Raw genomic sequence first — 25,995 nt, 5'->3', positions numbered from 1 at the left:
GTGTTATCCCCTTCCCGCTCTGGCGGCGCGCATCTGGCGACGACGAGACATTGCCTCGGCCCGGTTGATCGCCCGATCAGGCGTGCTGGCCGGTTTGGGTGTTTCAGGTTCAGTCGTGTCGCCACGAACCAGCCGGTCGACCTCGGCCGCCAGAGCGGACAGCACCGGGAAGCGGAAGATATCGGTGATCGAGAGCCGATCCGCCCCGAGCTCCGCCCGAATATCGCGATGCGCCTGCACCGCCAGAAGCGAATGGCCACCAAGATCGAAGAAATGATCCTGCGGGCCGATGCCTTCGACGCCCAGTATCTTTGTCCAGATCGCGGCGATACGGCCTGCGGTGCTGGCTGATTGCGTGATCGGAGTGACATTGGTGGGCGTCACTGCACGGGCGCGTGGCGCGGGCAGCGCCTTGCGGTCGATTTTCTTGTTCGGTGTCAACGGAAAGGCATCAAGCCGGACGAAATGCGCGGGCACCATATGCGCCGGCAGTTCTGCCGCCAAATGATCACGGATCTTGGCGGGATCAACCGGCGCCGTTTCCAGGTAATAGCCCACAAGCTGAACATTGCCCGGTGTGTCCTCGCGTGGAATCACAACGGATTGGCGCACCCCTGGCACCGCGTCGATTTGGGTCTCGATCTCTCCCATCTCGATCCGGTATCCACGCAGCTTGATCTGATGATCCGCCCGTCCAAGGAAATCGAGCCCGCCATCGGCGCGCCAGCGCACCAGGTCTCCAGTGCGATAGACGCGGTTGCCGGATTTGAACGGATCGTCCAGAAAGCGATCTGCCGTCAGGTCCGGCCGCTGCCAGTATCCGCGCGCTACACCCTCTCCGCCTATGTAAAGCTCTCCCGGCACACCGATGGGAACCGGCTGCATCGCCTCGTCAAGTACATAGACCTGCGTGTTGGCAATTGGCGTGCCGACGCCCGTGATCCCCTCGCCGCCCGTAGCTGTCTGGGTTGTCGACCAGATCGTGGTCTCGGTCGGGCCATACATGTTTTCGATATGGGCGTCTGTCGCGGACTGAAGCTCTGCCACCAGAGACCCAGGCAGCGCCTCGCCGCCCACCATCAGGTGTTTTACGCGGGCCAAGGCCATCTTTGCCTCATCGTTGCTGACCAGCATCCGCGCCATCGAAGGCGTGCATTGCAGATGGGTCACGCCATGGCGAATGATCTGCGCTGCGATGGAGAAGTCATCCTCGGCCAGCGCATCACCCTGATTGGCGCGCTTCAGCACCTCGGCCACCGGCTTCAGCCCCTCAAGGACCTTTTGCCGTTCAATGCCATAGTCGATCAGGCAGGCAATCTCATCCACACCGATCCGCTTCAACTGCTCAACCCGGTCAAGCGCATCCTCAACGGTTCCGAACAGCCCGCTATCGTTGAAATAGCGCTCGAACGCGAAATCGAGGATCGCTTCCAGCTCTTCCTCTGACAGCACCCCAAGGTCGAGCTGCATCGGATTGTTTACGCCCTTGGGTTTCTTGAACGCCGGGAAGGCCCAGGCAAACTGTTTGATCAACCCGGCGGCCGAACGCAGATAATCCTTCATAGGACCACGCGCGACCTCTCTCGCCTCCTCGCGGTCCTGCGCAAGGTAGGAATGCAGCATCAGCGTGACAGTGTGATCTGCAGGGTTGCGGCCACCGGCGCGCAGCGCATCATGGTAGATCTTGATCTTTTCACCGACCTCATCAACCGACTGGCCCAGAAGGTGCGTCAGCACATTGGCCCCGATTTCTCCGGCCTCTCGCCAGGTGTCAGGGTTGCCTGCGGTCGTGACCCAGATAGCCAGTTCCTTCGACACGGGGCGCGGTTGCGTTATGACCTTGTGTTCGGATCCGTCCGCCATTGGGAAGGCGACTTCCTCTCCCCGCCACAAAGCCCGCAGTTTGTCGATCGCGTCATACATTGCCGGTTTGTTGTTGGGTGGCGTGTTTTCGGGCCTCAGCACGAAATCATGCGGTTGCCAGCCGCTGGCAATTCCAATCGCAGCACGCCCGTTCGTGAGGTTGTCGATCACCGCCCATTCCTCGGCAATCCTTGCCGGGTGGTGCAGCGGAGCAACGCAGGATCCTGCGCGCACCGACAGATTGCGCGTCACAGCCGCAACGGCAGCCCCAGTAACCGAGGGGTTCGGGTAAGGCCCGCCAAAGGCGTGGAAATGGCGTTCCGGCGTCCAGACCGCGCAAAAGCCGTTCTGGTCGGCAAACGTCGCGCCTTCTAGCAGCATTGCGTATTTATCACGACCCACACCGTCATCATTCCCCCAGTAGAACAGGGAAAAATCCATTCCCCGACCGGTCTGGCCGATGCGCCCATTGCTGACCAGCGTGCGGTTTTCATCGCCCGAGATGACGACCGTGAACCCCCGCGCGAGGGTCCAGAACAGCTCCAACACTGAAATATCGAAGGACAGGCTGGTAACGGCCAGCCAGACACCGCCGCTTTCATGGTCAATGCGCCCGTCCATGCCGGTGAAGAAGTTCGAGACATTGCGATGTTCGATCATAACGCCCTTGGGCCGTCCGGTGGACCCGGAGGTATAGATCAGATAGGCCAGATCTTCTGATGTGACACCGCTGTCAGGGTCCGTATCCGGGGCCGAGGCAATTCGCGGATCGCGGTCAATTTCCAGCACCTGGGCCTGATGCGGGGGCAAATGCGCGGTCAGCTCCGCTTCGGTCAGGATCACCTTCGCGCCGCTGTCTTCAACGTAAAGCGCCACACGGTCCGCCGGATAGTCGGGATCAAGCGGCACATACGCCCCACCCGCCTTGTGGATGGCAATGGCCCCAATCAGCAGGTCGGCTGACCGGCGGATATTGAGCCCTACAAGATCACCCCGTCGCACCCCAAGCCCGGCCAATACATGCGCCACGCGGTTGGCGCGGGTATTGAGCTGCGCATATGTCAGCTGTTCACCCTCGAAAATCAGTGCGGTCGCGTCCGGCGTCTTTGCAGCCTGGGTTTCGAACATCTGGTGGATGCAATGGGCACGGTCATAGTCCGTATCAGTGGCGTTCCAGTCGTGGATCAGTTTCTGCCGCTCGCAATCGGGCACGATGGACAGCTCAGCCACCGGCGTTGCCGGATCTGCTGTCAGCACATGTTCCAGCCGGGCGGCGATCAGATCCAGCTCCGGCTCGGTCACCTGAGCTGTATCAGCCATAAGGGTCTGACCGTCTTCCGACAGTGTCAGGGCGGCGCCGGGAACCGGGTCATGACCGATGGCGAAAGCGGGCACCGTCAGACCGGACATCCCCGGAATGCGGGCAGGCAGGTCGGTTGCGAACGGGCCTTTCGCGCGAGCAGCGTCAATGCGTGCCGTGAACCGCTGTTCTGCCTCTTCCAGATTGCCGTCAGGATCAATGGTAACCGGCACCCAAGGCGTGATGTAGCCCGGCATGGCCGTTGGCATTTGCAGGGCCAGATCGACGGCTTCTCCCTCACCCTTGCGAAGCGCCAGCATTGCGAACCGCGCCAAGGCCTGACGCGCATTTACGCCATCAGGCAGCACAACCCGCCGGGTCGCCTTCCCGCTCCCCGATCCCGGATGGAAAGCAAAGCTTGCGGGAACCATGGCTTCTAGCCGCTTGCGCCAAAAAGGGTCGCTCGGGGCAACGGCGGCCATTGCCTCAGTAATTCCGGCGCGGTTCTGGTCCGTCGGCAGCTGATGGCCAGCGCCAAGATGATCGGCCAGTATGACTGGCGCGCCATCAGCGGCGCGGAACCGACCGAAGCGCACGGCACCGTCTGCCACCGCGATGGTGGCAGTGCCGCCAGTAACTTCCAGCACAGTGCCGGGCACGCCGGTGCCATCGGCCCGTTCGGCATCCCCAACAAGCAGAATTTCGGTTCCGGTATCCAGTTTTGGACAGGTCAGCGGGTTCCAGTAATCACCATGATCCAACGCATGAACAAGGCCTGTTATCTCACTGATACTAAGCGTTATATCAACTAGTCCACCAGCATTCGGACGGCTGTTCCGGGCATAGTAGCTGCGGCGCGAAAGATCTTGTTGGGTTCCCTCTGCACGCCCTTCCGAAAGGGCTGCGATGACCTCGGAGAAACTGTCCAGAGCCGCTGCGTAGCACTTGGTGTTCAGCGTCAGGGCCGTTTCGCCCGGTGCAATCTCGACAGACCGTTGCGACAGAATATTGCCCTCATCCACACCGCCTTCGATCCGATGCCAGGTAACACCATGAGAGGTTTCGCCGTTCAGCAGCGCCCAGACCGGGGCATTTAGACCGGCATAGGCCGGTAAGGGACCATCGTGAAAGTTGACCGCGCCTTCGCGTGCCAACGCCAGGACATCAGCAGGGATAATATCGAGATTTGCAATCGACAATATCCATTCAAATTCAATATCTTGAAGTCGATCCTTCAAGTTTTCGCCCGGCTCAATCAGGGGCAGCCCTTCGGCCTTCGCCCACGCACGGAAGTCCGGGCAGCGGCTGACAACGGCGCGGATCGGATGACCAGCGCCCGCAAGCATCTTCGCGCAGTTCAGCGCCAAAGTGTCGTGACCGATAATAAGAGAGGAAAACTGGGCCATAGGACTACACTCCTGTCATGCGGGGGGCTGGATTGCGCCCTTGGGCGGCCCCGGACGGGGTCTGTTTGAATTCATGGGACAAAAGACTGCGCAAAAAACGCGGCGGATCTGCCGGTTTTCGGCCAGTCAGCGCACAGCGCAGCCGGTGCAAAACCCCGCCCGCCAGATGCGACAGCGTGGCGATGCGCGCATAGGCGCGGCCGTGGGTCTTTTCGAAATAGTGCCGGCGAGAGTCGAACCAATAGCCTGGAACCTCTTGCCACTCCTTCATGCCGGTAGAGACCGACCCGATATGCGTGACTGAGCTTTCTCTCACAAAATCAGTTGGGTATCCGGCATTCTTTGCGCGATGGCACAGATCTGTCTCCTCGAAATAGAGAAAGAAACTTTCATCAAAAAGACCGATCTCCTCCAACACTTCCATCCGCATCATCAAGCTCGCTCCTGCCAGCCAATCGACGCGGGTCGTCTTGTCGGGAATCGGCACCGGAACCGCCTGGTTGCGCAGCCAACGGCTGATGGGGCCAAGCCGTACTGCACCTTCGAATTCGCTTGCGATGGTCGGAAAGCGAAAGGTGGTCAGGTGCGGTTCATCATCGGGGCCATGAATATAGCTGCCCGCGAAACCGGTATCGGGATGGGCTTGCAGATGGTCCAGCAAAGCCCGGATCGCCCCGGGGTCAGGAAAGGCGTCGGAGTTCAGGATATAGACATAATCCGCGCGGGTACCGTCCGACAGACCGGCCCGGATGCCGACATTGTTGCCCGCCCCGAACCCGCCGTTGCGGCCCGATTGGATCACACGGGTTCGCGCCCATCCACGTTCGCTTACAATCCGGGTCATCTGTTCAAATGATCCGTCCTGAGAATCATTGTCGACAATCACCAGTTCCCCGGAGATTCCCTCCATTTCCCGCAAGGCGGTTTCCGCCGCGCGCAGGGTCATGTCAGCTGTGCGCCAGTTGAGCAGAACCGTAAGCAGCTTGGGGTTATTCGGCGGCATGGCTGCCCTCCCACGCTTGCGCAATCTGCTGCGCACGGTCAGCAGCTTCAATCACCTTGCCCATGCGCGCGGCCAATACCCGCACATTTGGCTCCAGTACCATGGAGTCATGATCGCCCGGCACCTCGAACACCTGAAGCTCCGGCGCCCATTCTGACCAATCATTGTCATGGGTCACATAAGCGCGTTCCGAATTGACCAGCCGTCCCTCAGAAAGCGTCCATTTGCCAACCATCGGAGGACGGAACAACGTCAGCGGTCCGTGCCATGGCTGTAAGTGATAGCTTGCCACAGAGTCCAGGAAAGCCGCCTCGATTGCCGCGTTGTGGAAGACGGGGCTATCGCCTTCAACATCCGTCTTCTGACGACGCTTGGCGAATTCCCACCGGATCCGACGCGCAAGCCATTTGACCGGGTACGCAAACCCGCCCGCCCGCAGTTCCTGCATCTGGATGGCAATGCGGTCGGCACGCGACAGTTCTCGGCGTTGCGGCAGGGGTGTGTCGAGCATGACCAGCGCTGCCACTTCTTCACCGTCTGCGGTCAGCTGCTGCGCAATCTCGTAGGCGGTGATGCCACCACCTGAGAACCCGCCGAGCAAATAAGGCCCATGCGGCTGAATGGCCCGAATTTCGGAAATATAGTCGCGCGCGGCCTCTTTGACTGAGCGATGCGGTTCATCCTCACCGAACAACCCCTTGGCTTGCATCCCGTAGAACGGCCGATCCTGGCCCAGAAGATGCGCAAGGTGGCGCAGGTTCAGAACGTTTCCGAACATCCCCGCAACGAGGAAGAAGGGGGTTTTGGGCCCACCCTCACCCTGATGCATGGGCACAAGATGGGTAAAGCGACGGGTGGGTTCCTCGCGTTTCGGCGCATCTTCGCCGGGCTCGGTACGAACACCCTGCGCGGCCACCAAACCTGCGATCTTGCGGATTGTGGGGGCCTCGAAGAGAACCGAAATCGGGAAGTCCACCGCCCAGGTTTTCTTAACCATGGCAAAAAGCCGAACGGCAATCAGGGAATGGCCGCCGAGGTCAAAGAAACTGTCCTCGGCCCCCACCTGAGCGACCCCCAAAAGCTCGCGCCAGAAGCCCGCAAGCGTTTCCTCGATGGGGCCTTCCGGTTCCACAAAATCGCTGTCTAGCTCGGGCCGCTCAAAGCCTTGGCTGGCTTGCGCCTCTTCGGTTCCTGCCTGTGCGATCAGCGCGTCAAGATTGAGCGAAGAAATCAGCACCCGCGGCAGCGGGCTGGCCAGAGCCTGGAGGAATGCCTTGGCCCCTTCCTCCGGCTTGATGCCTTGGGCGATGTTGTGGCGCAGGCGCTCTTCGGCAGGCGAAAGCGGACGCGGGCCATCGGTTTCGGCCTGTTTGGCAGGTGCTGCGGCGAACGCGATGTTGCCCACAAGACGACGAATGGTGAAGCCCGAGATCTGGACGCAAACCGTGCCATCGGGCGCGGTAAGTGTGATGTCGAAGCTTGCCGTTTGGTCGCTTGCGAGGTTCTCGCTGGCGTTGCGAACATATGAAATGACCTCGGACGGCAAGGCCCGAAAGACCTTCACCGAGGCATAGTTCACCGGCACCCAGAGCGCATCGGGACGATACCCCTCGATCAGGTCCATCGCCCAACCGGTCGCAAGATCCACCAAGCCCGGAGGCAGACGCCAGCGGTTATCGTGTTCCTCCAGCGACAGTCGCGCCATTCCCTCGCCCTGCCCCAGCCGGGTTTCACGCAGCACACGCCAGCCCGCACCGAAGCGCAGATGCGCCTCTTGCGGGCTGATCAGGCTTTGCCCAGGTTCGGCGCGGGTAACCTCGCCCAAACGGGTCTCCAAAGCCGGTATGTCCAGTCGCGCAGGCGGATCCATCGGCAACAGGCGAATTCCAGCCTCGGCGTTCAGGTTCCATCCTGCGCCTTCGGGCGCGCTTTCGACCCGGACATCATAGCCCTGAGCGCTGCGCGGCAGGGTCAGGCGAATTCGGGTGGTCTGCTGATCCTCAGTCCGCAGAGGGCGCAGGAACCAGAGGTCACGGATCTCGAAAGGCCGGTCCTCACCCTGCCCCTCCAACGCCTCGGCCACAAGCTCCAGATAACCGGTGCCGGGCAACAGTGCGTCGCCAGCCTTGGTCCGGTGCTGGTCCAGAACCCACCGGCTTTCCGGGCGCCACTGGGCTTCGAAGCGACGATTGCCATCGGCGTCAAAGCCTGCGGTATCGAGCAACGGCAGCTTGACGGGCACCGGCGCTGGCGGCTCGGCCTCACGCGCCTGCATCGACTCGGCGGCCATGCCCACATCCGACCAGATCCCCCAATCAATTGCCAACACCCGGGTCGTGCCACCTGCACGCGCTTTGGCATAGGCGTTGAGGTATTCATTGGCGGCCACGTAGTCCACCTGCCCCGCGGGCGCGGTTGCGGTCGAACTGGAGGAAAAGAGCACCATCCATTCGAGCGTGCCATCAGGGAACAGAGTATCCAGCACCTGCGTGCCGTGGATCTTTGGCGTGAAGACGTCCTCGATACGAGAGGGCGACTTTGCAAGGATCGGCGCATCGTCAATGACACCCGCCGCGTGGATCACGCCACTGATCTTGCCAAATCGCGTCTCTGCCTCGGCGATGGCGGCGCGCATTTCCTCGACGTTTGAGACATCCGCCGCGAGCGGCAGAACCTCGCCTCCGGCGGCTTCCAACCGCTTCACGGCACGGATACGTGCAGCTGTCCGGTCGGTTGGTGCGGCATTGTTCAGAAGGCTCGACCAGCGGTCGCGCGGCGGCAACCCGCTGCGGGACACAAGCACGATCTTAGCCCTGTGGCGACGGATCAGTTCCTCGGCCACGGTAGTGCCGATACCACCATATCCACCTGTTAGAAGCACAGTCGCACCTTCACGGATGTTAAGCGTGTCGGCCTCTGGCAGCTCCGTCTTTTTCCAGCCCTGCTCAAACCTTTTGCCAACGCGAACTGCTGCAACACGGTTTGCAGGCACGGACAGCATCTCCTCCAGCACCGGCGCGGAGTCGAACGTATCAACATCCAGCACGGCAACCGACAGAGAGGGGAATTCACGCGGGATCACCCGAGCTGGCCCCATGATGGTGGACTTGGAAGCGTGTGGCAGTGACTCCGCCCTGACCTGCGCGGCACCGTTGGTGATCACGTCGATATGAAGCGGCCCGGTGCCCTCGTCGGCCCAAGCCTGCGAAAGATAAAACAGCGACCAGAACCCCTGTTCCTGCATCCGGTGGAAGAAGCTAGACCCCGGACGGTGATGTTCGCCCTTGGTCAGCAACCACATATGCGCGATTCGGGTGGGCAGAGTCCCGTCTTCAGCCAAGGCGCGCAAAAGCTGGTCATAGCCTTCGCGCCCCCGTTCAGGGGGCAGCACAAAGCCCGTTCTGGTGCGCGCGAAAGCATCGCCGGGGGAAACGCGTATCACGGAATGACCAGCGTCGGTCAGACGGTCAGCCAGTTGGTCGGCAACCCCGGCCTCATCCGCGAAGATCAGCCAGTTTTCCTGTGCGGCGTCTGACAGATCGCCCGCAAGGTCCACCTCGCAGGGTGCGTAGGTCGGTCGCCAGACTGGTTTCCAACCCCATTGCGCCGGGTCGTCCTCGCGCATCAGCCAGTCACTACCGATTTCGATCTGCGGCGCTGTCCGTTCGATGAAATAGGGGGATTTTTGGAAGGAGTAGGTTGGCAGGACCACTCGGTTCCTGCGCGCCTCGCCCCAGTACTGGCCCCAGTCAAAACTGCCGCCGACAGCCCAGATCCGGCCAAGCGTGGCGAGGAAATAGGCGTCATCCGCGGTGGTATCATCGGGATGGCGCAGGGAGTTGATGACCTGGTTGGCATCGATGGCAGGGTGCTGACCGGCGAGAGACGTGAGTGCCTTGCCAGGACCAACCTCCAGATACACGCGATGCGGGTTTTCCGCGAGCGTGGCCAGACCATCAGCAAAACGCACTGCGCCACGCAGGTGGTTGACCCAGTAGTCGGGGCTTTGCGCCTCGGCATCCGAGAGAATTTGGCCCGACCGGTTGGAGATCACAGGAATCTGCGGCGCATGCAGGTCGATGGACCGCAGGTAATCACCAAAGCGCTCAAGAATCGGATCGAGCAACCGGGAATGGGCGGCGATGTTGATCGCAATGCGCTGGCAGTGAATGTCTTCGGCCTTCAGCCGCTCGGCCAGCTTGTCCAACGCGGCATCCGCGCCGGAGGCAACCGTCAGTTCAGGGCCATTCACCACGGCCAGATCAAGGTCTTCGCCCAGATAGGGTTGCAGCGCCTCGGGGCTGAGGGCAACCGACAGCATACCGCCGGGTTCTACCGAATCCATCAACTGCCCCCGCAGGTGTACCAGCCCGATACAGTCCTCGAAGCTCATCACGCCAGCCAGGCAGGCGGCAGTGTTTTCGCCCATTGAATGGCCAATGAGCGCCTTGGGCTCTACCCCCCAGCTCATCCAGAGCTGCGCCAGCGCGTATTCCACGATCATGATCAGCGGCAGCTGGACAGAGGGCGTCTTCAGCCGCTCATTTGCGGCGTCCTCGTCGCCCGGTTCGGGCAGCCAAAGGGCGCGGATGTCGAAATCGAGCTTGGGTTCCAGCACCTCAAACCCACGATCCATCCAGTCGGCGAAAACCGGCTCGGTCTCATAGAGATCACGCGCCATCCCTGCATATTGTGCACCGCCGCCGGGGAACATGAAGGTGATCTCTGGCGTGTCTGACACAACCGCATGGGTAAAGACCCGGCGCGGATCGTTTTCGCGCAGCGCTTCGGCAGCTTCCTCGGGCGTTTCCGCCACGACCACACGACGGCGTTCAAATGCGCGGCGACCTTCCTTGAGTGTCCATGCCACGTCGGCAAGGTCTTCGTCCGGGTTCGCTTCCAAATGCGCGGCAAGCCGTTCGGCATTGCCCTCCAGAGCAGATTTCCCGCGTGCGGAAAGACAGAGCAGCTGGAAGGGGAAATCGGATGCTTCGCTTGCCACGCGTTGCGGCGCTTCCTCCAGCACCACATGGGCGTTGGTGCCGCCTACGCCAAGCGAATTTACCCCGGCGCGCGCCGGGTGGTCGGTCCGGGGCCAGTCGGTCAGGCGATCGTTCATCACAAAGGGGGAGCCATCGAACCCGATTGCAGGGTTTGGCTTTTCATAGCCAAGCGAAGGCGGGATCTGTTTGTGATGCAGCGCCAGCGACGCTTTGATCAGGCTGGCCACACCCGCCGCCGTATCGAGATGCCCGATATTGGTCTTCACCGAGCCGATGCGGCAGCTGCCGACCGCATTGGTCGTCCGGCGAAAAGCATCGGTCAGTGCGGCGACTTCAATCGGGTCGCCAAGATAGGTGCCGGTGCCGTGGCATTCGACGTAATCCACGGTCTCGGCGCTGATCCCGGCCAAAGCCTGCGCTTCGGCAATCGCCTCGGCCTGCCCACCAACGGAAGGCGCGAGGTAGCCCGCCTTATCGGCGCCATCATTGTTCACTGCCGAGCCCTTGATTATGGCCCAAATGTGATCCCCGTCCGCGATCGCATCCGCTGCACGGCGCAGCACAACGCAGCCCGCGCCGGACCCGAAAACCGTGCCCTGGGCCCGGTGATCAAACGCGTGGCAATGACCGTCCGGGGACAGGATTTCCCCTTCTTTGAACAGGTAGCCGCGCGCGTGTGGCAGCTCGATCGTCACGCCGCCCGCGAGCGCCATGTCGCATTCGCCCATCAGAAGCGCCTGACAGGCATAATGGGTCGCCACCAACGAGGTTGAACAGGCCGTCTGCATGTTGATCGACGGGCCGCGCAGGTCGAAGATGTGGCTGACGCGGGTGGCCATGAAATCCTTGTCATTGCCCGTATGGCGCAGCAGGAACATGCCGGTCTGATCCACCAGATCGCGGTTGGTACAGACGTTGAAATAGAAATAGCTGCCCATGCCGCAGCCCGCGTAAACCCCTATATTTCCAACGAAATTATCGGGAACATGGCCTGCCTGCTCCATCGCTTCCCAGGCAACTTCCAGAAACTGGCGATGCTGCGGGTCCATGATTGCGGCCTCTTTTGGCGACAGCCCGAAAAAGTCGGCGTCGAACCGTTCGAACCCGTCCAGAACGGCGGCGGCAGGCACATAGTCGGGCCGGTCGATCAGATGCGGGGCCTCTCCGGCGTCCAGCAACTCCTCACGACTCAGCCTGCGGATGGATTCGAGTCCATCGCGCAGGTTTCGCCAATAGGTCTGCACGTCCTCCGCCCCAGGAAGATGCGCGGCCATTCCAACGATGGCGATATCGTTTTCCCCTATCTCAGGGGTCGTCTCTGCTCGGGTCATGACAGCTTTTGTCCAGCTTTTTTCGCATGTTGATTGGCTGCAGACTGCCCCCCTATCTTGGTGATAATAGGGCAAAGACGCGGATCGGCTGTGAAAAATGGAAACAGGTGGTGCGGGCTGACTGCGGACATTGCCGGAATGTCCAGCCTCGGCGTCTCTCGCACCTTTTCATCGGCCCCGAATCTTCTATGGTGGAGCCAACTGGACTGGGATGCTGTGGATGACTGACGAACCTTCCGACTCCATCGCCTATGGGCGCCTGATGCACCGCGCGATGCGGAGCCTTATTCAGACCGTTCTGGAAGGTGTGTCGGAAACCGGCCTGCCAGGAGAGCACCACTTCTTCATCACCTTCGACACCCGCCATCCGGATGTCGATATCGCCACCTGGCTGCGGGACCGCTATCCCGGCGAGATGACAATCGTGATCCAGCACTGGTTCGACGATATGCGCGTGGATGACGATGGCTTCAGGGTGACGCTGAACTTCGGCGACAGCCCCGAGCCGCTGCGGATTCCCTTCGATTCCATCCTCACCTTTGTCGATCCGTCGGTGGAATTCGGCCTGCGGTTCGAGACGCAGGTGGAAGACGGGCCAGATGATGAGCCTCCGGGCGATGAGCACGAAGAAGATGCCGGCGGCGCCGAGGCCGAACCGCATCATGATGCGGAAGTTGTCAGACTGGATACGTTCCGCAAGAATCACTGATCTCGTGTGACGCTTTCATGACGCATGGCCTTGTCCCTTGCATGGGGTCACCAAGCGTGGCTTATGACGCGGGAAAAAGCGCAAACGGGAACGGCCCATGTCAGGCGATCTAGGTCTTTTTATCACCCAGCTCCTTAAAAAACCCCATCAGGTGGTGGCTTTGGCCCCATCGTCCCGCGCCCTGTCGGCGGAAATGGCGGCAACGCTGGATCCTGCCGGCGGGCCAGTGATCGAATTGGGTGCAGGCACGGGGCGGATCACTCAGGCGATTCTGGACCGGGGCATCCCGGCGGAAATGGTCCACTCCATCGAAATGAACCCGGTGTTTTGCGAGCGTCTTCGTGCGGATTTCCCGGGGCTCAACGTCTACCAGATGTCGGCAGGCGATGTGGGGGAGTTGCCGGTCGAGGGCGCTCAGGCGGTGGTTTCGGGCCTGCCGCTGCTGTCGATGCCCTATGATCTTCAGAATGCCATCCTGAGCGGAACGTTCAAGCAGGTCGGCGCAACGGGCAGTTATATCCAATTCACCTATGGGCCCAAACCGCCCGTAAAGGCCGAGATTCGCGCCGCCATGGGACTGACCTGGACCACCAGCCGCAAGATCTGGGGCAACCTGCCCCCCGCCCGCGTCTACCGCTTCGCCTATCCCAACGCCTGAGGCCGGGCGGGGAAAGCCCTTGCAAGGGCTTTGAAAGGATCTTCGAAGATCCTTCCCCGCGACCGTTGCCTGCGGCTGTTTGCGCCAACAGGGCTTTGCGATCATTGCCCCCGTGTCGCGGGACGCTTATAGCCTGTCGCAACCCGTTTTGCAGGAGGCCAAGCCATGACCGCAACCCGCTCTGAGACCGACAGCTTCGGACCGCTCGAGGTTCCCACCGACAAGTACTGGGGCGCGCAGACGCAGCGTTCCATCATGAACTTCCCGATTGGCTGGGAAAAGCAGCCCGTCGCCATCGTGCGCGCGCTTGGCGTGATCAAGAAAGCCTGCGCGATGGAGAATAAGGCCACCGGCAAGCTCGACGCCAAACTGGCGGATGCGATCATTCAGGCCGCCGGTGAAGTCATCGAGGGCAAGTTCGACGACAACTTCCCGCTGGTGGTTTGGCAGACAGGGTCGGGAACCCAGTCGAACATGAACGCCAACGAGGTCATCGCCAACCGCGCCATCGAAATCCTAGGCGGCGTCATTGGCTCCAAGGACCCTGTGCATCCGAACGATCACTGCAACATGGGCCAAAGCTCGAACGATACATTCCCCACGGCCATGCATATCGCCACCGCGATGAGCGTGCGGGACGTCCTGCTACCGGGGCTTCAGAAGCTGCTCTCAGGGCTGGAAGCCAAGTCCGAGGAGTTCAAGGACATCATAAAGATCGGCCGCACCCATACCCAGGATGCGACCCCGCTGACCTTGGGCCAGGAGTTTTCCGGCTACGCCCACCAGATCCGCCAGGGCATCGCCCGTGTGGAAGCCTGCCTGCCCGGCATCTATGAGCTTGCACAGGGCGGCACCGCCGTCGGCACTGGCCTCAACACGCAAGTGGGCTGGGACAGCGCCGTTGCCACGCATATGGCCGAAATCACGGGCCTGCCCTTCGTGACCGCGCCCAACAAGTTTGAAGCTCTCGCCGCCCATGACGCGATGGTCTTCATGTCCGGCGCCCTCGCGACCGTGGCGGGCAGCTGCTATAAGATCGCCAACGATATCCGCCTTCTGGGCTCCGGCCCCCGGTCCGGTCTCGGCGAGCTGATCCTGCCCGAAAACGAGCCGGGCAGCTCGATCATGCCGGGCAAGGTGAACCCCACGCAGGCCGAAGCGCTGACGCAGGTCGCCGCCCATGTCATGGGCAACGATGCTGCGATCAAGTTCGCGGGCAGCCAGGGCCACTTCGAGCTCAACGTCTACAACCCGATGATGGCCTATAACCTGCTGCAATCGATCCAGCTGATTGGCGACGCGGCCGACAGCTTCACCGAGCGTATGCTGCTTGGCATCGAAGCGAACGGTCCCCGCATCCAGAAGCTGATGCAGGAAAGCCTGATGCTGGTGACGGCGCTGGCGCCCACCATCGGCTATGACAACGCCACCAAGGTCGCCAAAACCGCGCATAAGAACGGCACGACCCTGAAGGAAGAAGCCATTGCGCTTGGCTTCGTGGACGAGGAAACCTTCGACCGCGTGGTGCGGCCCGAACAGATGATCGGCCCCAAGGCGTAATGGCTGAGCCGGTCAACCTGAACCGGTTCAGAAAGCAAAAGGCACGGGCTGAACGCAAGGCCCGTGCCGATGAAAACGCTGTGAAACACGGTCGGACGAAAGCCCAGAAATCACTGGAAACCGCCCGCCGGAACAAGACCTTGCGCGATCTAGACGCGCATCGCAGCAGCGACGACACAGACGCGTAAACCCCTTCTCAAGCCCTTTGTCCGAAAGTGAACCCGAAGCAACGCCTTGGGGATTCGCGATGCCCACGCATGAGTTGACGGCCTATAAATGGGCCGGATTCACACAATATTCCGGCACGGTGGAATTCACCGTGACCGATGATGACGACCAATTGGACTGGGCCGGCCAAGACACTGGCAGTGCTGAAACCGTGTCGATTGATGGAAATATCCATGAGGTGCAATGGTCGGGCACGATCGAAACCCAGTTTGTCGACAGTGACGGACAGGTCCATACCGAGGATCTGGTCTACAGCTACACAACGGACGGATACTACATAATCCCGCAGGAAGGATCGGCCTTCGACGCGGGCTGCACGATCTCGTGCTTTCCGACCAACAGCTGGAAGGATATGGACGGCATCGACTATGACGATGTTGTCTGCTTCACCCCCGATTGCCGGATCGAGACTAAGCGCGGACCCATCCCTGCTGGTGCGTTGCGCGAAGGTGATCTGCTTCACACTGCTGATAACGGCCTTCAAGCCCTGCGCTGGATCGGGCGCAGCGACATTCCCGGTCTCAAACGGGTAGCGCGCGATCTGCACCCGGTACTGATCCGAAAGGATGCCTTTGGCCCCGGTCAACCGGCCCGCGATATCCGTGTATCCTCGCAGCATCGGTTCTGCATTGGTGATGCGGCGCTGATGTTTCACAATGAAGAAATGCTGGCCCCTGCCAAGGGATTGGTGGATGGAAACCGCGTTCTCCATAATCGCTCAGCGCGTGCTGTGAGCTTTGTGCATCTGCTGCTCGACCGGCACGAATTGCTGTTTTGCGAGGGCGTGCAGACGGAGAGCTTTCAACCCTCGTACCGGACGCTAGCAATGATGGCACCAAGAACCCAGATGTCATTGGCGCGGGCCCTTGGTGATCGGATGGCTGCCTATCAGGCAGTCCGCCCTGCCCTAAAACCCTGGGAAGCGCCGCTTCTGCAAAGGCTTTCCTGAGGCCGCGTTTTGGTGCCAAATGCCAGGATGAGCACGCGCCCCGTCAAACGGTCACTTACCTTGCACGGCCACCGCACCAGCGTTTCGCTGGAGGAAGCGTTCTGGCTGGAATTCCGCCGCATTGCCGAAGCGCGCGGGGTTTCCGTCAATGAGCTGGCGGGCCTTGTCGATGCGGACCGCGGTTTGCAAAGCGGTCTTGCCTCGGCAATCAGAGTGTTCGTTCTGAATGAGGTCCTGCAGAGGGACTGACCGCGCCCGCGCCTAACCCCGGCCGTCTTTCTGGGCGAAAACCGACGTCCGGTTACGGACATTCAACGCCTTGCGAGAGGCTTCAACCTGCCCGTTCTGAATGACAAGCGAGGTCGGAGGCTGCTGCTTGTCCAACTTTTCGCACACAACGATGCTGTCATAGAACCGGATGCTGTTCAGCTCTCGAGCCATTTGGTCAAAGGGAAACAGCGCGTCTTGATCCGTGTACCAGGAATGCATCCGATCAATCAGACGCTTGCTGTATTCAATAAAGCTCGCTTCGTTGCGATATCCGCCGCCGAAACCGGGCCAATACGACGTGTGACAATCCTCGACCAAATAAATCCCTCTGCTGCGCAGATGGGGCCAAAGCCCCTCGAAAGAGGCGATTTGATGCTGGCAAAGATGGCTTCCATCATCCAGCACAATGTCGAAAGGACCGTATTTTTCCGCAAGCGAAGCCAGAAACTGCGGGTCGCCCTGATTGCCAATCTCCACATGGGTTCCCTCGATCTGATGCGCTTTGCAATCGGGATCGATATCAATGAAGACAAGGCTAGATCCCGGCGCGAAAAACTCTTTCCACATCGGCAGCGAGCCGCCCCGGAACACACCGATTTCCATGAACGTGACAGGCTGAGAACGAAAGCGGCTTAACTCACGCTCATAGACTTCGAAGTAATGCGCCCATTTCGTCAGCACCTTGTCGCCCGAGCGCGGAATATACTCTGAAAAGAAACCCAATTTCTTGCCCCGTCCCAATGCTTTGTCACACAAGCCTAGGCTGGCACCCTTTCAGGAACAAGTCCGTGCTCTTGGGCTTAACCCTTCAACAGCGTATGAAAGGCCTTTTTCTGCCGCGCGGTCCAGGACACGTCAAAGCGATAGCCGTCTTGCCCCTGGCTTTCATGTTCCACGACACCTGCGTCATACAGCCAGGCCCGCGCGCGACCGGCGGAATAGGGCAATTCAACCACCCCCGCAAAACGCGGTGGCGCCAAATGGGCGCTGACCGTCTCAAGGAACGCATCCAGCCCGGCGCCGGTCAGGGCCGAGATCGCAACCACGTCCTCTCGTCTCGCGGCAGCAACGGTCAGTTCGTCCTGACGGTCTGCAGGCAACAGGTCGATCTTGTTCCAGATCTCTATCATCGAGGTGTTCTGATTGACGCCAAGATCGGCCAAAATCGCCGCCACGTCCGCCGCTTGCTCCTCGGTTTCCGCATGTGCCACATCACGCACATGCAGGATCAGATCGGCGTCCAGCACTTCCTCGAGCGTTGCGCGGAAGGCTGCGACCAGTTGCGTTGGCAGATCCGAGATGAAGCCCACAGTATCCGACAGGATGACATCAGTCCCGTCTGCCAGTTGAACGGCCCGCATCGTCGGGTCGAGTGTGGCGAACAACATATCCTTGGCCAGCACCTCTGCCCCGGTTAACCGATTGAACAAGGTGGATTTTCCGGCATTGGTGTAGCCCACAAGCGCAACCACCGGATAAGGCACCTTCTTGCGCGCAGCGCGGTGCAGGGCCCGGGTTTTCACGACCTTGCCAAGCTGTCGCTTGATCCGTGTCACCGCCTCGTCAATAGCGCGCCGGTCAGCCTCGATCTGGGTTTCACCGGGGCCGCCGACGAAGCCAAGCCCGCCGCGCTGGCGTTCAAGGTGCGTCCAGGCCCGGACCAGCCGGGTGCGCTGATAGGACAGCGCCGCCAGTTCCACCTGCAACACGCCTTCCCGCGTGCGGGCGCGATCTGCGAAGATCTCCAGAATCAATCCGGTCCGGTCAAGCAGCTTAACGCCCCATTCCTTTTCCAGATTGCGTTGCTGAACCGGTGTCACAGGGCCATCGACCAGAACCAGATCTGCCTCGGACTCGGAAATCTTCGCCTTCAGCTCGGCGATTTTGCCTTTGCCGAACAACAGGCCGGGCTGCGCCTTTGGCAGACGAACGACCTCTGCGCCGACAACCTCAAGCTCCGGCAGGGCGGCCGCTAGGGCGACAGCCTCGGACAACGCGGGGCCCGCCATGCGGCGGTCGCGATCCGACTGAATGTCGGGATGCAGAACAATGGCGCGGGTGGGACCGGACGGACCAGTTCCCAGAGGGTCAGTTGCGCTCACTCTTCCCCGTCATAAAGATTGATTGGCTGAGCCGGCATCACGGTGGAAATCGCGTGTTTGTAAACCAGTTGCGATTGCCCGTCGCGGCGCAACAAGACACAAAAGTTATCAAACCACGTGATGACGCCCTGAAGCTTTACGCCATTAATCAGAAATATCGTCACCGGAACCTTGGTCTTGCGAACATGATTCAGGAACGCGTCCTGCAGATTCTGCTTGCTTTCGGCCATCGGGAACCTTGCCTTATTCTTTGTTACCGTCCCTTATCGTGGAACGCGATGAAAACCTGAACCGGAGTATGTGCATGTTTTTCGCGGATTTCCACCCCGATTCCCGCAACTTGGCTCTGGATTGCTGCAAAGGCAGCATTTCGGCCTAGATTCGCCAGAAACCCGGGTTGAACAAGGCGATCAATGCAAGCGTTTCCAGTCGGCCCAGGATCATTGCCGCAATCAGCACCATTTTTGCCGGATCGCTGAGCGTGGCATAAACAATCGGGTATTCCCCACCATAGGCGGCAAGCGGGCCGGTTGTGGACAAGGCAGCAGCGGCCAGCACGAAGGATTCTTCGAACCCCTGCCCAGTCATCGACAACGCAAACATGACAGCCGCCGTCGACAGAATGAACAGCATGAAGAACACCCAGGCGATATAGGCGCCCTCACGTCTGATGCGTCGGCCCATTCGCCCGCCAGATGCAACCGAATGCGGATGGGTCAACTTACCCAATTCCCGCGCGCCATGTTTATACAGCGCGTAGACCCGGATCAGCTTGATCCCGCCCGCAGTCGTCGCGGCCCCGCCCCCCATCAAGGCCAGCCCCACCAGCAAAAGCCCTGGCGTTGGCAGGCCAGACCAGCTGCGCGCCTCGGCCCAGTAGTCGGACACAAAACCGGTGGTGGTCACGAATGAGGTGATGGTGAAAAGGCTGCCCCAAATCGCCGCCAGGGCTGTGCGGCCCTCGGACCCGGCCTCGACCTCCAAAGCGCCAAGCCAGTGACGCAGAAAGAACAGCCCAACCAACGCCCCGACCACATAGACCGCCAGGCGCAGTTCCCGGTCCTGAAACAGCATACGCGGGGTATTTGGGGTGACGCGATCGGCAAAACTGTGCCGCGTCAGTGCAAACAGGAAGAAGAAGAACAGCAGCAGCTCTGAAACGAAGCCGCCCGGATTGGCATTCAGCCCGCCCTCGGGCGAGATGCCAGAGGTGGACATGACCGCCATGGCATGGGCCAGCGCCGTCAAATCCTGTTCGCCCGCCAGGATCTGCAACAGCCATAACACCGCCGTCAGGCCGATATAGGTGGGGGCCAGAAAGGAAACCGCCCGGCGCATTCGCACGCCCGGAGCTGCGGCCTGCATCTGCGCGCCCGAGGACAGGGGCAATCGACCCTGCGCCTCTGACGAAACCTCAAATCCGCCAAGGTTCAGTGGTGCCATGACCGCCATCGCTGTCACCCAAACCAAAAGCCCGCCAAGCCACCCCACGATAGCACGCCACAGATGTTCCCCGTCCCCAAGACGCGCAGGGTCAAACACAGTGGCGCCCGTTGTTGTCAGGGCCGAGACCATCTCAAAATAGGCATTGAAATACCGCGTGTTTCCAATGGCATCAGCCAATGGAACGGCCAGAACAGCAGGCAAGAGCAGATAGGCCAAGGCCAGTCCCGCCAAGTGGCTGCGGGCGGATGTCACCGGTTTCATACCTTGCGTTGCAAACCCCAGGAACAAGGTCAGGATGAAAAACAACATCGAGGAATAGAGAAAGCTGCGCCCGACACGAAACTCCTCTTCGATCATCGCGACGGCGGCGGGCACCAGCATCGCCAATGCGCAGATCCCGACCAGCAGGACCAGCAACGGCAATCTGGAAAGGAACTGCCCCATGGCTCAGAAAAAATCGACCGAGACGCGCAGCAGGGCCTCGACCGCAGGCACATCCTTGGAGAGAGCGAAAATGGCGACGGTGTCGCCCTCCTCGATGCGGGTGGATCCGGTGGGTCGGATGACCTTGTCTCGCTTGCGGATCGCGCCGATTAGCGCCCCTTCGGGTACGTCAATGTCGCGCAATTCACGTCCCGCAATCGGAGATGTCGACAAAACCTGTGCCTCGATCACCTCTGCCTCGGCGTCACCGATGGAATAGACGCCGCGAACCCGGCCTTGCCGGATATGGCGCAGGATGGAACTAACGGTGGTGGCGCGCGGATTCACATAAGCGTCGATGCCAAGTGCATCCATCATCTGCACCATGGTCGGATCGTTCACCAGCGCAATGGCCATCCCCGCCCCCGCCGCCTTGGCCCGAACCGAGGCCAGCAGGTTTGTCTTGTCATCGTCAGAAACGCACAACACAGCATCGGCGCGTTCCACCCCGGCTTCACGCAGGATCTCGATATCAAGCCCGTCGCCATGCAACACGATTGTCCGGCTTAATGCATCCGCGGCGCGTTCGGCGCGGTCGCGGCTTTTCTCGATCACGCGGGCGCGAATCCGGGACGATGACTTTTCCAGCTCCTGCGCCACAGCCAGCCCGACATTGCCCCCTCCAATGATCACCACCCGCTCCTGACGCGGTGCAGGTTTGCCAAAAATTTCAAGCGTCCGCGCCGCATCATTGTCATGCGTGAAGACATAAATTTCATCGCCCGCGAACAGCTGGTCGCCCGGTTCCGGGGCGAACAGCGTACCGTCGCGGCGCACACCGACCACAATGGCACGAAGCGTCGAGAACAGTTCGGACAGCTGTTTCAGCGGCGTGTTCAGAACCGGGCAATCGTCATCCAGCCGAATGCCCATCAGCATGGCCTCACCGCCCAGAAAATATTCCGTGTCGAAGGTCGATGGCGACGCCAGCCGGCGCAATGCGGCCTTTGCGACCTCTCGTTCCGGGCTGATCACAACATCGACCGGCAGGTGTTCCCGTCGGTAGAGATCGGAATAGACCGCCGTCAGATAGCTCTGAGCGCGCAGCCGGGCGATTTTGCGCGGCACCGCAAAGATCGAATGGGCCACCTGGCACGTGACCATATTGACCTCGTCCGAGAAGGTGGCGGCGATAATCATATCGGCATCGCGCGCGCCCGCCTTGTCCAGCACATCGGGGTATGATGCAAACCCGGTAATGCCCTGAACGTCCAGCGTATCTGTTGCCCGGCGCACCAGTTCGGGATTGTTATCAACCACGGTGACGTCATTGTTTTCACCGGAAAGATGACGGGCGATCTGCCAACCGACCTGACCTGCCCCGCAAATGATGATCTTCATCGGTCCTTGCCCGTCCTCGTCTGACCGGCCACCAGGCCGGGTCCTCTGCATGGCAGAGACGGGGACAGCCGTCAATTGCCAGCCCCGGTCAGAGCCTCTGGCGCGGTAAGGAATTCGGGGTATGATCAGGCCATTGCTTTATTTGATCCGAGGCCACCATGATCCGTCCTGCCGCTATTGCCGCAACCTTTCTTATGCTGTCGTCATGCAATGTAACTGAATATTATGCCGAGGGGCGCTCTCTTGCCGCTCGGGATAGAGATACCGCATTATGCGAGGCCGAAGCGCAAAACACGTACCCGCCCCGGATTGTCACCCGCTTAACTCCGCGCGTTTTTCACCCCGGCACCACAACCTGTGACGCTGCCGGAAACTGCGTAACCAGCGCAGGACATTGGACCGGTGGCGAGCCATATTCAGTCGATCTGAACGAAGACCTGCGCGCCACGGCCTTCACGGGGTGCATGGGCGGGCGCGGTTATGCGAGGGTCAGCCTGCCGATGTGCCCCTCGGATCAGCCGGTGCGCCCCTCGACCATCATGGCTCCCCTCACAGACGATACCTGCGTGATCCGCAACGGCGGCGCGTCGATGATCGTCAATCCATGACCAGTCAATCGCCGCTGTCTTCCACCTGAGCCACCCGCGCACCCGCGCGGTTGGTTGTCACAACGCCCAAAGATTTCAGCTTGCGGTGCAGTGCGCTGCGCTCCATCCCCACGAAATTGGCGGTGCGGCTGATATTGCCCCCGAAGCGGTTGATCTGGGCCATCAGGTAATGACGCTCGAACAGTTCGCGCGCCTCGCGCAACGGCAGCGTCGTCAGGCCAGGCGACAGGGCAATCCGTTCGTCTTCGCTGGCCACCGCCCCCTGCCCCGGCAAGTCCTTCGCCTCGATCGGGCCAGTCCCCTCACCCAGGATCAGCACCCGTTCAATCACGTTGCGCAGCTCGCGGATATTGCCCGGCCAGCGCATGGTTTGCAGCATCGCCTCGGCATCCTGCCCCAACTCGCGCAGGGGCAACCCCTGCTCTCGGTTGAACCGTTCGATGAAATGGCGGGCCAGTTCAGGGATATCCTCGCGGCGGTCCTCTAGGCTCGGCACATCAATCGGAACAACATTCAGACGATGGTACAGCTCTTCGCGGAAGTTCCCCGACGCGATTTCCACTTTCAGATCGCGCGTGGTCGAGGAAATCACCCTCAGGTCAACCCGCACCTTCGACGTGCCGCCAACTCGGGTAAAGCTTTGATCCACCAGCACTCGCAGGATCTTGGACTGGGTTCCAAGCGGCATGTCAGCGATTTCGTCAAAGAACACAACGCCGCCATGCGCCTGTTCCAGAAGGCCCTGTTCGACGCCACGTTCAGAACTTTCGCGGCCAAACAACACCTCTTCCATGTGATCGGGCGATACCGAGGCCGAACTGACCGTCACAAAGGGCGCGCCAGAGCGGTCCGAATGGGCGTGGATATAGCGGGCGGAGATTTCCTTGCCCGATCCCGGCCCGCCGGTCAGCATCACCCGCCCATTGGACTTGGTGACTTTGTCGAGCTGTGATTTCAATGTCTTGAAGGCCGCACCCGCGCCGATCATCTCATCTGACCGGCCATCCTGACGGCGAAGCACAGAATTTTCGCGACGCAGGCGGCTGACCTCCATCGCGCGGCGGATCACCACCAGAAGCTGGTCGATATTGAAGGGCTTCTCAATGAAATCGAAGGCCCCTTGCTTGATTGCGGCCACCGCAATCTCAATGTTGCCATGGCCCGAAATGATGACCACCGGCACATCGGGGTTGTCGCGTTTCACATGGGACAGGATGTCGATGCCGTCCATGTTGCTGTCCTTGAGCCAGATATCGAGGATCATCATCCCCGGCGGCTCCTTGTTCAGCTCGGCCATGCATTCATCGGAATTCGACGCCATACGGGTCGTAAAGCCTTCATCCTGAAGGATGTCACAAATCAGCTCTCGAATATCGCGTTCGTCATCGACAACCAGAATATCGCTCATATCGCTTCTCCTCCGTCCTCAGACAGGCGTGGCAGCACAATCCGTGCCATGGCACCCGGATGCGCGCCATCTGCAAAGGGCTCTGCATCCAGCAGGTCCAGCGACCCGCCATGTTCTTCAATGATCTTCTTTACGATCGGCAGGCCCAATCCGGTCCCCTTTTCCCGCGTCGTCACATAGGGTTCGAAAAGCCGCGCCCGATCCGGCGGCAGGCCGATGCCGTTGTCGCTGATGGTGATGACGGCCGAGTCAGGCTGCAATGTCATCGACACGCGAATTTCGGGAATATGCCCTTCGGGTGCACCTTTTTCCTGCAAGGATTCAATGGCTTCTCCGCCATTCTTGATCAGGTTGGTCAGCGCCTGACCGATCATGGTCGCGTCAACATCGGCGTTCACCGGACCATCGGGAATGTCGCTGACAAATACGGTTCCAGGTTGGCCCGCTTTTTGCAGCAGCACTGCATCGGACAAAAGTCGCGTCAGATCTTCTGGCTGACGTTCGGGTTCCGGCATCCGGGCAAACTTGGAAAACTCATCGACGATCCGGCGCAGGTCATTGGTCTGGCGGACGATCACGTCGGTCAATTGCTCAAGCTGCTCGGCATCGGCCTCTTCCAGCAACTTACCGAATTTACGCCGCACCCGTTCCGCACTTAGCTGGATGGGTGTCAGCGGGTTCTTGATTTCGTGCGCGATGCGACGGGCCACATCCCCCCAGGCTGCCATGCGCTGCGCACTGACAAGATCGGTCACGTCGTCGAAGGCCACCACGTAGCCCTCCAGTTCACCGTTTTCATCCAGCCGCATCGACATGCGCACCAGCAGGCTTTCCAATTTCCCCCGGCGCGTAACCTTGATTTCCTCTTGCACGACTGGTGCGGCCCGGTCGCGCAAACGGTCGAACAAGGTGGCATATTCCGGCACCGCAACGGCCAGGCTGATCCCGTGATCGCGCGCTTCGACCAGATCGAGCAGACGGATCGCCGACCGGTTCATGAAGTCGATACGCCCGTCAGCATCCAGCCCTATTACACCGGACGTGACCGAGCTCAGCACGGAATCGAATTGTCGGCGGCGTTCTTCGGTGCGGCCGTTTTGTTCGATCAGCGCATCGCGCTGGCCCTTCAATTGCCGGGTCATCTGGTTAAACAGGCGCCCCAGCATGGCAATTTCATCGTCGCCCTCTTCTTCCTGCACGCGCACATCGAGATCCCCGATACCAACGCGTTGCGCGGCCCCGGCCAGGCGCCCAACCGGGCGCGACAGGCGTTCGGCGAACCAAAGCCCCAGCCAGATCGCGGCCAAAATCAGGATCACCGCGAACCCCAGGTAAATCAGGCCGAACTGAAACAGGAACTGTCCCCGTTCGTTTTCCAGCTGGCGATACAACCCGACAGTAGCCTGCGTTTCATCCAGCAGCGCGATGATCTGTCCATCCACCTCTCGACTGATATAGAGATAGCGGTCGGCAAAGGCGGTTAAGCGCACAAGGGCGCGGAATTCATTCGTGGTGCGATCCTCGATAACGATCACATCGCCATTGATGGCCGCCTCAAGATCTTCATCGGACGGCCTCTCGTAATCAAACAGGTAGCTGCGTTCGCCCCGCGCCCGGATCTCGCCGCCGCCGTCGATCACATATGCTTCCTTCAACCCGCGCTGAATGGCCCCCTGTCCCTGACTGAGAAGCTGACGAAGATCACCATCTGCAAGGAACGGCGTGGCTCGACGGTTGAGATTCAGGAAGGCCGCCAAAGCGACAGCATCCTCGCTCAGGTCATCTCGGTGTTCCTGTTGATAGGCATGGGCGGCCTCCACCGAATGGCCGAGCGCATTGCGCACCCGGTCGGAAAACCAGCCCTCCAGCCCCATATTCACGGTGATGGTGGCAAAGACCGCAACGGCGACCGTAGGCAGGAGCGCCAGCAGCACGAAGACGCCCGTCAGCCGCAAGTGCAGCCGCGACCCTGCCGAATGCGCGCGCCGCGCGGCGATCATCTTTGCGATCCGGTAAAAGACCAGAGCCGCCACAACCAGCGTGTAGACAAGATCCGCCAGCAAAACCAGGCGCAGCGAGGGCGAAGCCACCGCCTGCCCCAGTGGCCCCATCACCAGGAAGGTCGCAACCGCCAGAACCGGCCCAAGCAAAACAAGCGCAAAAGTGCCGATGGTGCGCAGACGGCGCTGCTGGCGCAGGGCCAGCAACCGCATCAGTGGGGAATCTGCATCACTCTGCGCAGGGGTATCCACCCGGAGAAGCCTCATATGTTGGGCGGAAATCCCGCCCGACCGCAAAATAGAGTAGCCAATCTTCCGCCGTCACAT

Annotated in this window: 17 protein-coding genes; 7 read left to right on the top strand and 10 right to left on the bottom strand. The window is 60.6% G+C overall.

Going from position 1 to position 25,995, the window contains the following annotated elements:
* Positions 1-3: 3 nt before the first annotated feature.
* The 3 genes from ACROHD_RS06170 to ACROHD_RS06160 are packed head-to-tail and all read right to left on the bottom strand — an operon-like array spanning position 4 to position 11,906.
* A complete protein-coding gene (locus tag ACROHD_RS06170; protein ID WP_432676491.1) occupies positions 4-4,569 on the bottom strand; it encodes a MupA/Atu3671 family FMN-dependent luciferase-like monooxygenase in 4,566 nt (1,521 codons plus the stop codon).
* Positions 4,570-4,573: 4 nt separating this feature from the next.
* The gene (locus tag ACROHD_RS06165; protein ID WP_432676490.1) at positions 4,574-5,572 is read right to left on the bottom strand and encodes a glycosyltransferase family 2 protein; all 999 of its coding nucleotides are present in this window, start codon (positions 5,570-5,572) and stop codon (positions 4,574-4,576) included.
* Complete coding sequence (locus tag ACROHD_RS06160; protein WP_432676489.1) at positions 5,559-11,906, bottom strand: type I polyketide synthase; 6,348 nt, start codon at positions 11,904-11,906, stop codon at positions 5,559-5,561. The genes ACROHD_RS06165 and ACROHD_RS06160 overlap by 14 nt, the downstream gene beginning before the upstream one ends.
* Positions 11,907-12,126: 220 nt before the next feature.
* On the opposite strand from ACROHD_RS06160, the gene ACROHD_RS06155 reads away from it, so the two are divergent.
* The 6 genes from ACROHD_RS06155 (at position 12,127) to ACROHD_RS06130 (ending at position 16,259) form a co-directional block, all read left to right on the top strand.
* On the top strand, positions 12,127-12,615 hold the full coding sequence (locus ACROHD_RS06155) for an SspB family protein (protein ID WP_432676488.1): 489 nt from the start codon (positions 12,127-12,129) through the stop codon (positions 12,613-12,615).
* A gap of 97 nt (positions 12,616-12,712) precedes the next feature.
* Complete coding sequence (locus ACROHD_RS06150) at positions 12,713-13,273, top strand: class I SAM-dependent methyltransferase (protein WP_432676486.1); 561 nt, start codon at positions 12,713-12,715, stop codon at positions 13,271-13,273.
* Between the two features lie 165 nt (positions 13,274-13,438).
* Positions 13,439-14,833: a class II fumarate hydratase gene (gene fumC / locus ACROHD_RS06145; protein WP_432676485.1), complete on the top strand. Its 1,395-nt coding sequence runs from the start codon at positions 13,439-13,441 to the stop codon at positions 14,831-14,833.
* Complete coding sequence (locus ACROHD_RS06140) at positions 14,833-15,021, top strand: DUF4169 family protein (protein ID WP_432676484.1); 189 nt, start codon at positions 14,833-14,835, stop codon at positions 15,019-15,021. Before fumC ends, ACROHD_RS06140 begins: the two co-directional genes overlap by 1 nt.
* A 59-nt stretch (positions 15,022-15,080) precedes the next feature.
* Positions 15,081-16,010, top strand: coding sequence for a Hint domain-containing protein (locus ACROHD_RS06135; RefSeq protein ID WP_432676482.1), 930 nt, complete (start codon positions 15,081-15,083; stop codon positions 16,008-16,010).
* Between the two features lie 27 nt (positions 16,011-16,037).
* A complete protein-coding gene (locus ACROHD_RS06130; protein ID WP_432676481.1) occupies positions 16,038-16,259 on the top strand; it encodes a ribbon-helix-helix domain-containing protein in 222 nt (73 codons plus the stop codon).
* Positions 16,260-16,271: 12 nt separating this feature from the next.
* On the opposite strand, the gene ACROHD_RS06125 is transcribed toward ACROHD_RS06130, so the two are convergent.
* From ACROHD_RS06125 to trkA, 5 genes are all read right to left on the bottom strand, one after another.
* Positions 16,272-17,003, bottom strand: coding sequence for a class I SAM-dependent methyltransferase (locus tag ACROHD_RS06125; protein ID WP_432676480.1), 732 nt, complete (start codon positions 17,001-17,003; stop codon positions 16,272-16,274).
* A gap of 77 nt (positions 17,004-17,080) precedes the next feature.
* Positions 17,081-18,382, bottom strand: coding sequence for a GTPase HflX (hflX, locus tag ACROHD_RS06120; RefSeq protein ID WP_432676478.1), 1,302 nt, complete (start codon positions 18,380-18,382; stop codon positions 17,081-17,083).
* Positions 18,379-18,612, bottom strand: coding sequence for an RNA chaperone Hfq (gene hfq / locus ACROHD_RS06115; protein ID WP_370255128.1), 234 nt, complete (start codon positions 18,610-18,612; stop codon positions 18,379-18,381). The genes hflX and hfq overlap by 4 nt, the downstream gene beginning before the upstream one ends.
* Before the next feature lie 145 nt (positions 18,613-18,757).
* A complete protein-coding gene (locus ACROHD_RS06110; RefSeq protein ID WP_432676476.1) occupies positions 18,758-20,272 on the bottom strand; it encodes a TrkH family potassium uptake protein in 1,515 nt (504 codons plus the stop codon).
* A 3-nt stretch (positions 20,273-20,275) separates the two neighbouring features.
* Positions 20,276-21,652, bottom strand: coding sequence for a Trk system potassium transporter TrkA (gene trkA / locus ACROHD_RS06105; RefSeq protein ID WP_432676530.1), 1,377 nt, complete (start codon positions 21,650-21,652; stop codon positions 20,276-20,278).
* 158 nt (positions 21,653-21,810) lie between these two features.
* On the opposite strand from trkA, the gene ACROHD_RS06100 reads away from it, so the two are divergent.
* Complete coding sequence (locus ACROHD_RS06100) at positions 21,811-22,260, top strand: hypothetical protein (protein WP_432676475.1); 450 nt, start codon at positions 21,811-21,813, stop codon at positions 22,258-22,260.
* A 4-nt stretch (positions 22,261-22,264) separates the two neighbouring features.
* Here ACROHD_RS06100 and ntrX read toward each other — a convergent pair whose 3' ends face one another.
* Together ntrX and ACROHD_RS06090 are read right to left on the bottom strand one after the other, a co-directional pair.
* Positions 22,265-23,668: a nitrogen assimilation response regulator NtrX gene (gene ntrX, locus ACROHD_RS06095; protein WP_432676474.1), complete on the bottom strand. Its 1,404-nt coding sequence runs from the start codon at positions 23,666-23,668 to the stop codon at positions 22,265-22,267.
* Positions 23,665-25,881: a sensor histidine kinase NtrY-like gene (locus ACROHD_RS06090; RefSeq protein ID WP_432676473.1), complete on the bottom strand. Its 2,217-nt coding sequence runs from the start codon at positions 25,879-25,881 to the stop codon at positions 23,665-23,667. The genes ntrX and ACROHD_RS06090 overlap by 4 nt, the downstream gene beginning before the upstream one ends.
* Positions 25,882-25,995: the final 114 nt, after the last annotated feature.

It is taken from the genome of Nioella aestuarii (assembly GCF_050896395.1).
In the GTDB taxonomy this organism is placed as follows: Bacteria; Pseudomonadota; Alphaproteobacteria; order Rhodobacterales; family Rhodobacteraceae; genus Nioella; species Nioella aestuarii.
The sequence above is the reverse complement of the archived record's forward strand: the minus strand, read 5'-3'. Positions and strand labels throughout refer to the sequence as shown.

Excerpts from the sequence above, each read along its gene's own strand:
- ACROHD_RS06170 (WP_432676491.1), bottom strand. The coding sequence starts at position 4,569 with ATGGCCCAGTTTTCCTCTCTTATTATCGGTCACGACACTTTGGCGCTG.
- ACROHD_RS06165 (WP_432676490.1), bottom strand. The coding sequence starts at position 5,572 with ATGCCGCCGAATAACCCCAAGCTGCTTACGGTTCTGCTCAACTGGCGC.
- ACROHD_RS06160 (WP_432676489.1), bottom strand. The coding sequence starts at position 11,906 with ATGACCCGAGCAGAGACGACCCCTGAGATAGGGGAAAACGATATCGCC.
- ACROHD_RS06155 (WP_432676488.1), top strand. The coding sequence starts at position 12,127 with ATGACTGACGAACCTTCCGACTCCATCGCCTATGGGCGCCTGATGCAC.
- ACROHD_RS06150 (WP_432676486.1), top strand. The coding sequence starts at position 12,713 with ATGTCAGGCGATCTAGGTCTTTTTATCACCCAGCTCCTTAAAAAACCC.
- fumC (WP_432676485.1), top strand. The coding sequence starts at position 13,439 with ATGACCGCAACCCGCTCTGAGACCGACAGCTTCGGACCGCTCGAGGTT.
- ACROHD_RS06140 (WP_432676484.1), top strand. The coding sequence starts at position 14,833 with ATGGCTGAGCCGGTCAACCTGAACCGGTTCAGAAAGCAAAAGGCACGG.
- ACROHD_RS06135 (WP_432676482.1), top strand. The coding sequence starts at position 15,081 with ATGCCCACGCATGAGTTGACGGCCTATAAATGGGCCGGATTCACACAA.
- ACROHD_RS06130 (WP_432676481.1), top strand. The coding sequence starts at position 16,038 with ATGAGCACGCGCCCCGTCAAACGGTCACTTACCTTGCACGGCCACCGC.
- hfq (WP_370255128.1), bottom strand. The coding sequence starts at position 18,612 with ATGGCCGAAAGCAAGCAGAATCTGCAGGACGCGTTCCTGAATCATGTT.
- ACROHD_RS06110 (WP_432676476.1), bottom strand. The coding sequence starts at position 20,272 with ATGGGGCAGTTCCTTTCCAGATTGCCGTTGCTGGTCCTGCTGGTCGGG.
- trkA (WP_432676530.1), bottom strand. The coding sequence starts at position 21,652 with ATGAAGATCATCATTTGCGGGGCAGGTCAGGTCGGTTGGCAGATCGCC.
- ACROHD_RS06100 (WP_432676475.1), top strand. The coding sequence starts at position 21,811 with ATGATCCGTCCTGCCGCTATTGCCGCAACCTTTCTTATGCTGTCGTCA.
- ntrX (WP_432676474.1), bottom strand. The coding sequence starts at position 23,668 with ATGAGCGATATTCTGGTTGTCGATGACGAACGCGATATTCGAGAGCTG.
- ACROHD_RS06090 (WP_432676473.1), bottom strand. The coding sequence starts at position 25,881 with ATGCGGTTGCTGGCCCTGCGCCAGCAGCGCCGTCTGCGCACCATCGGC.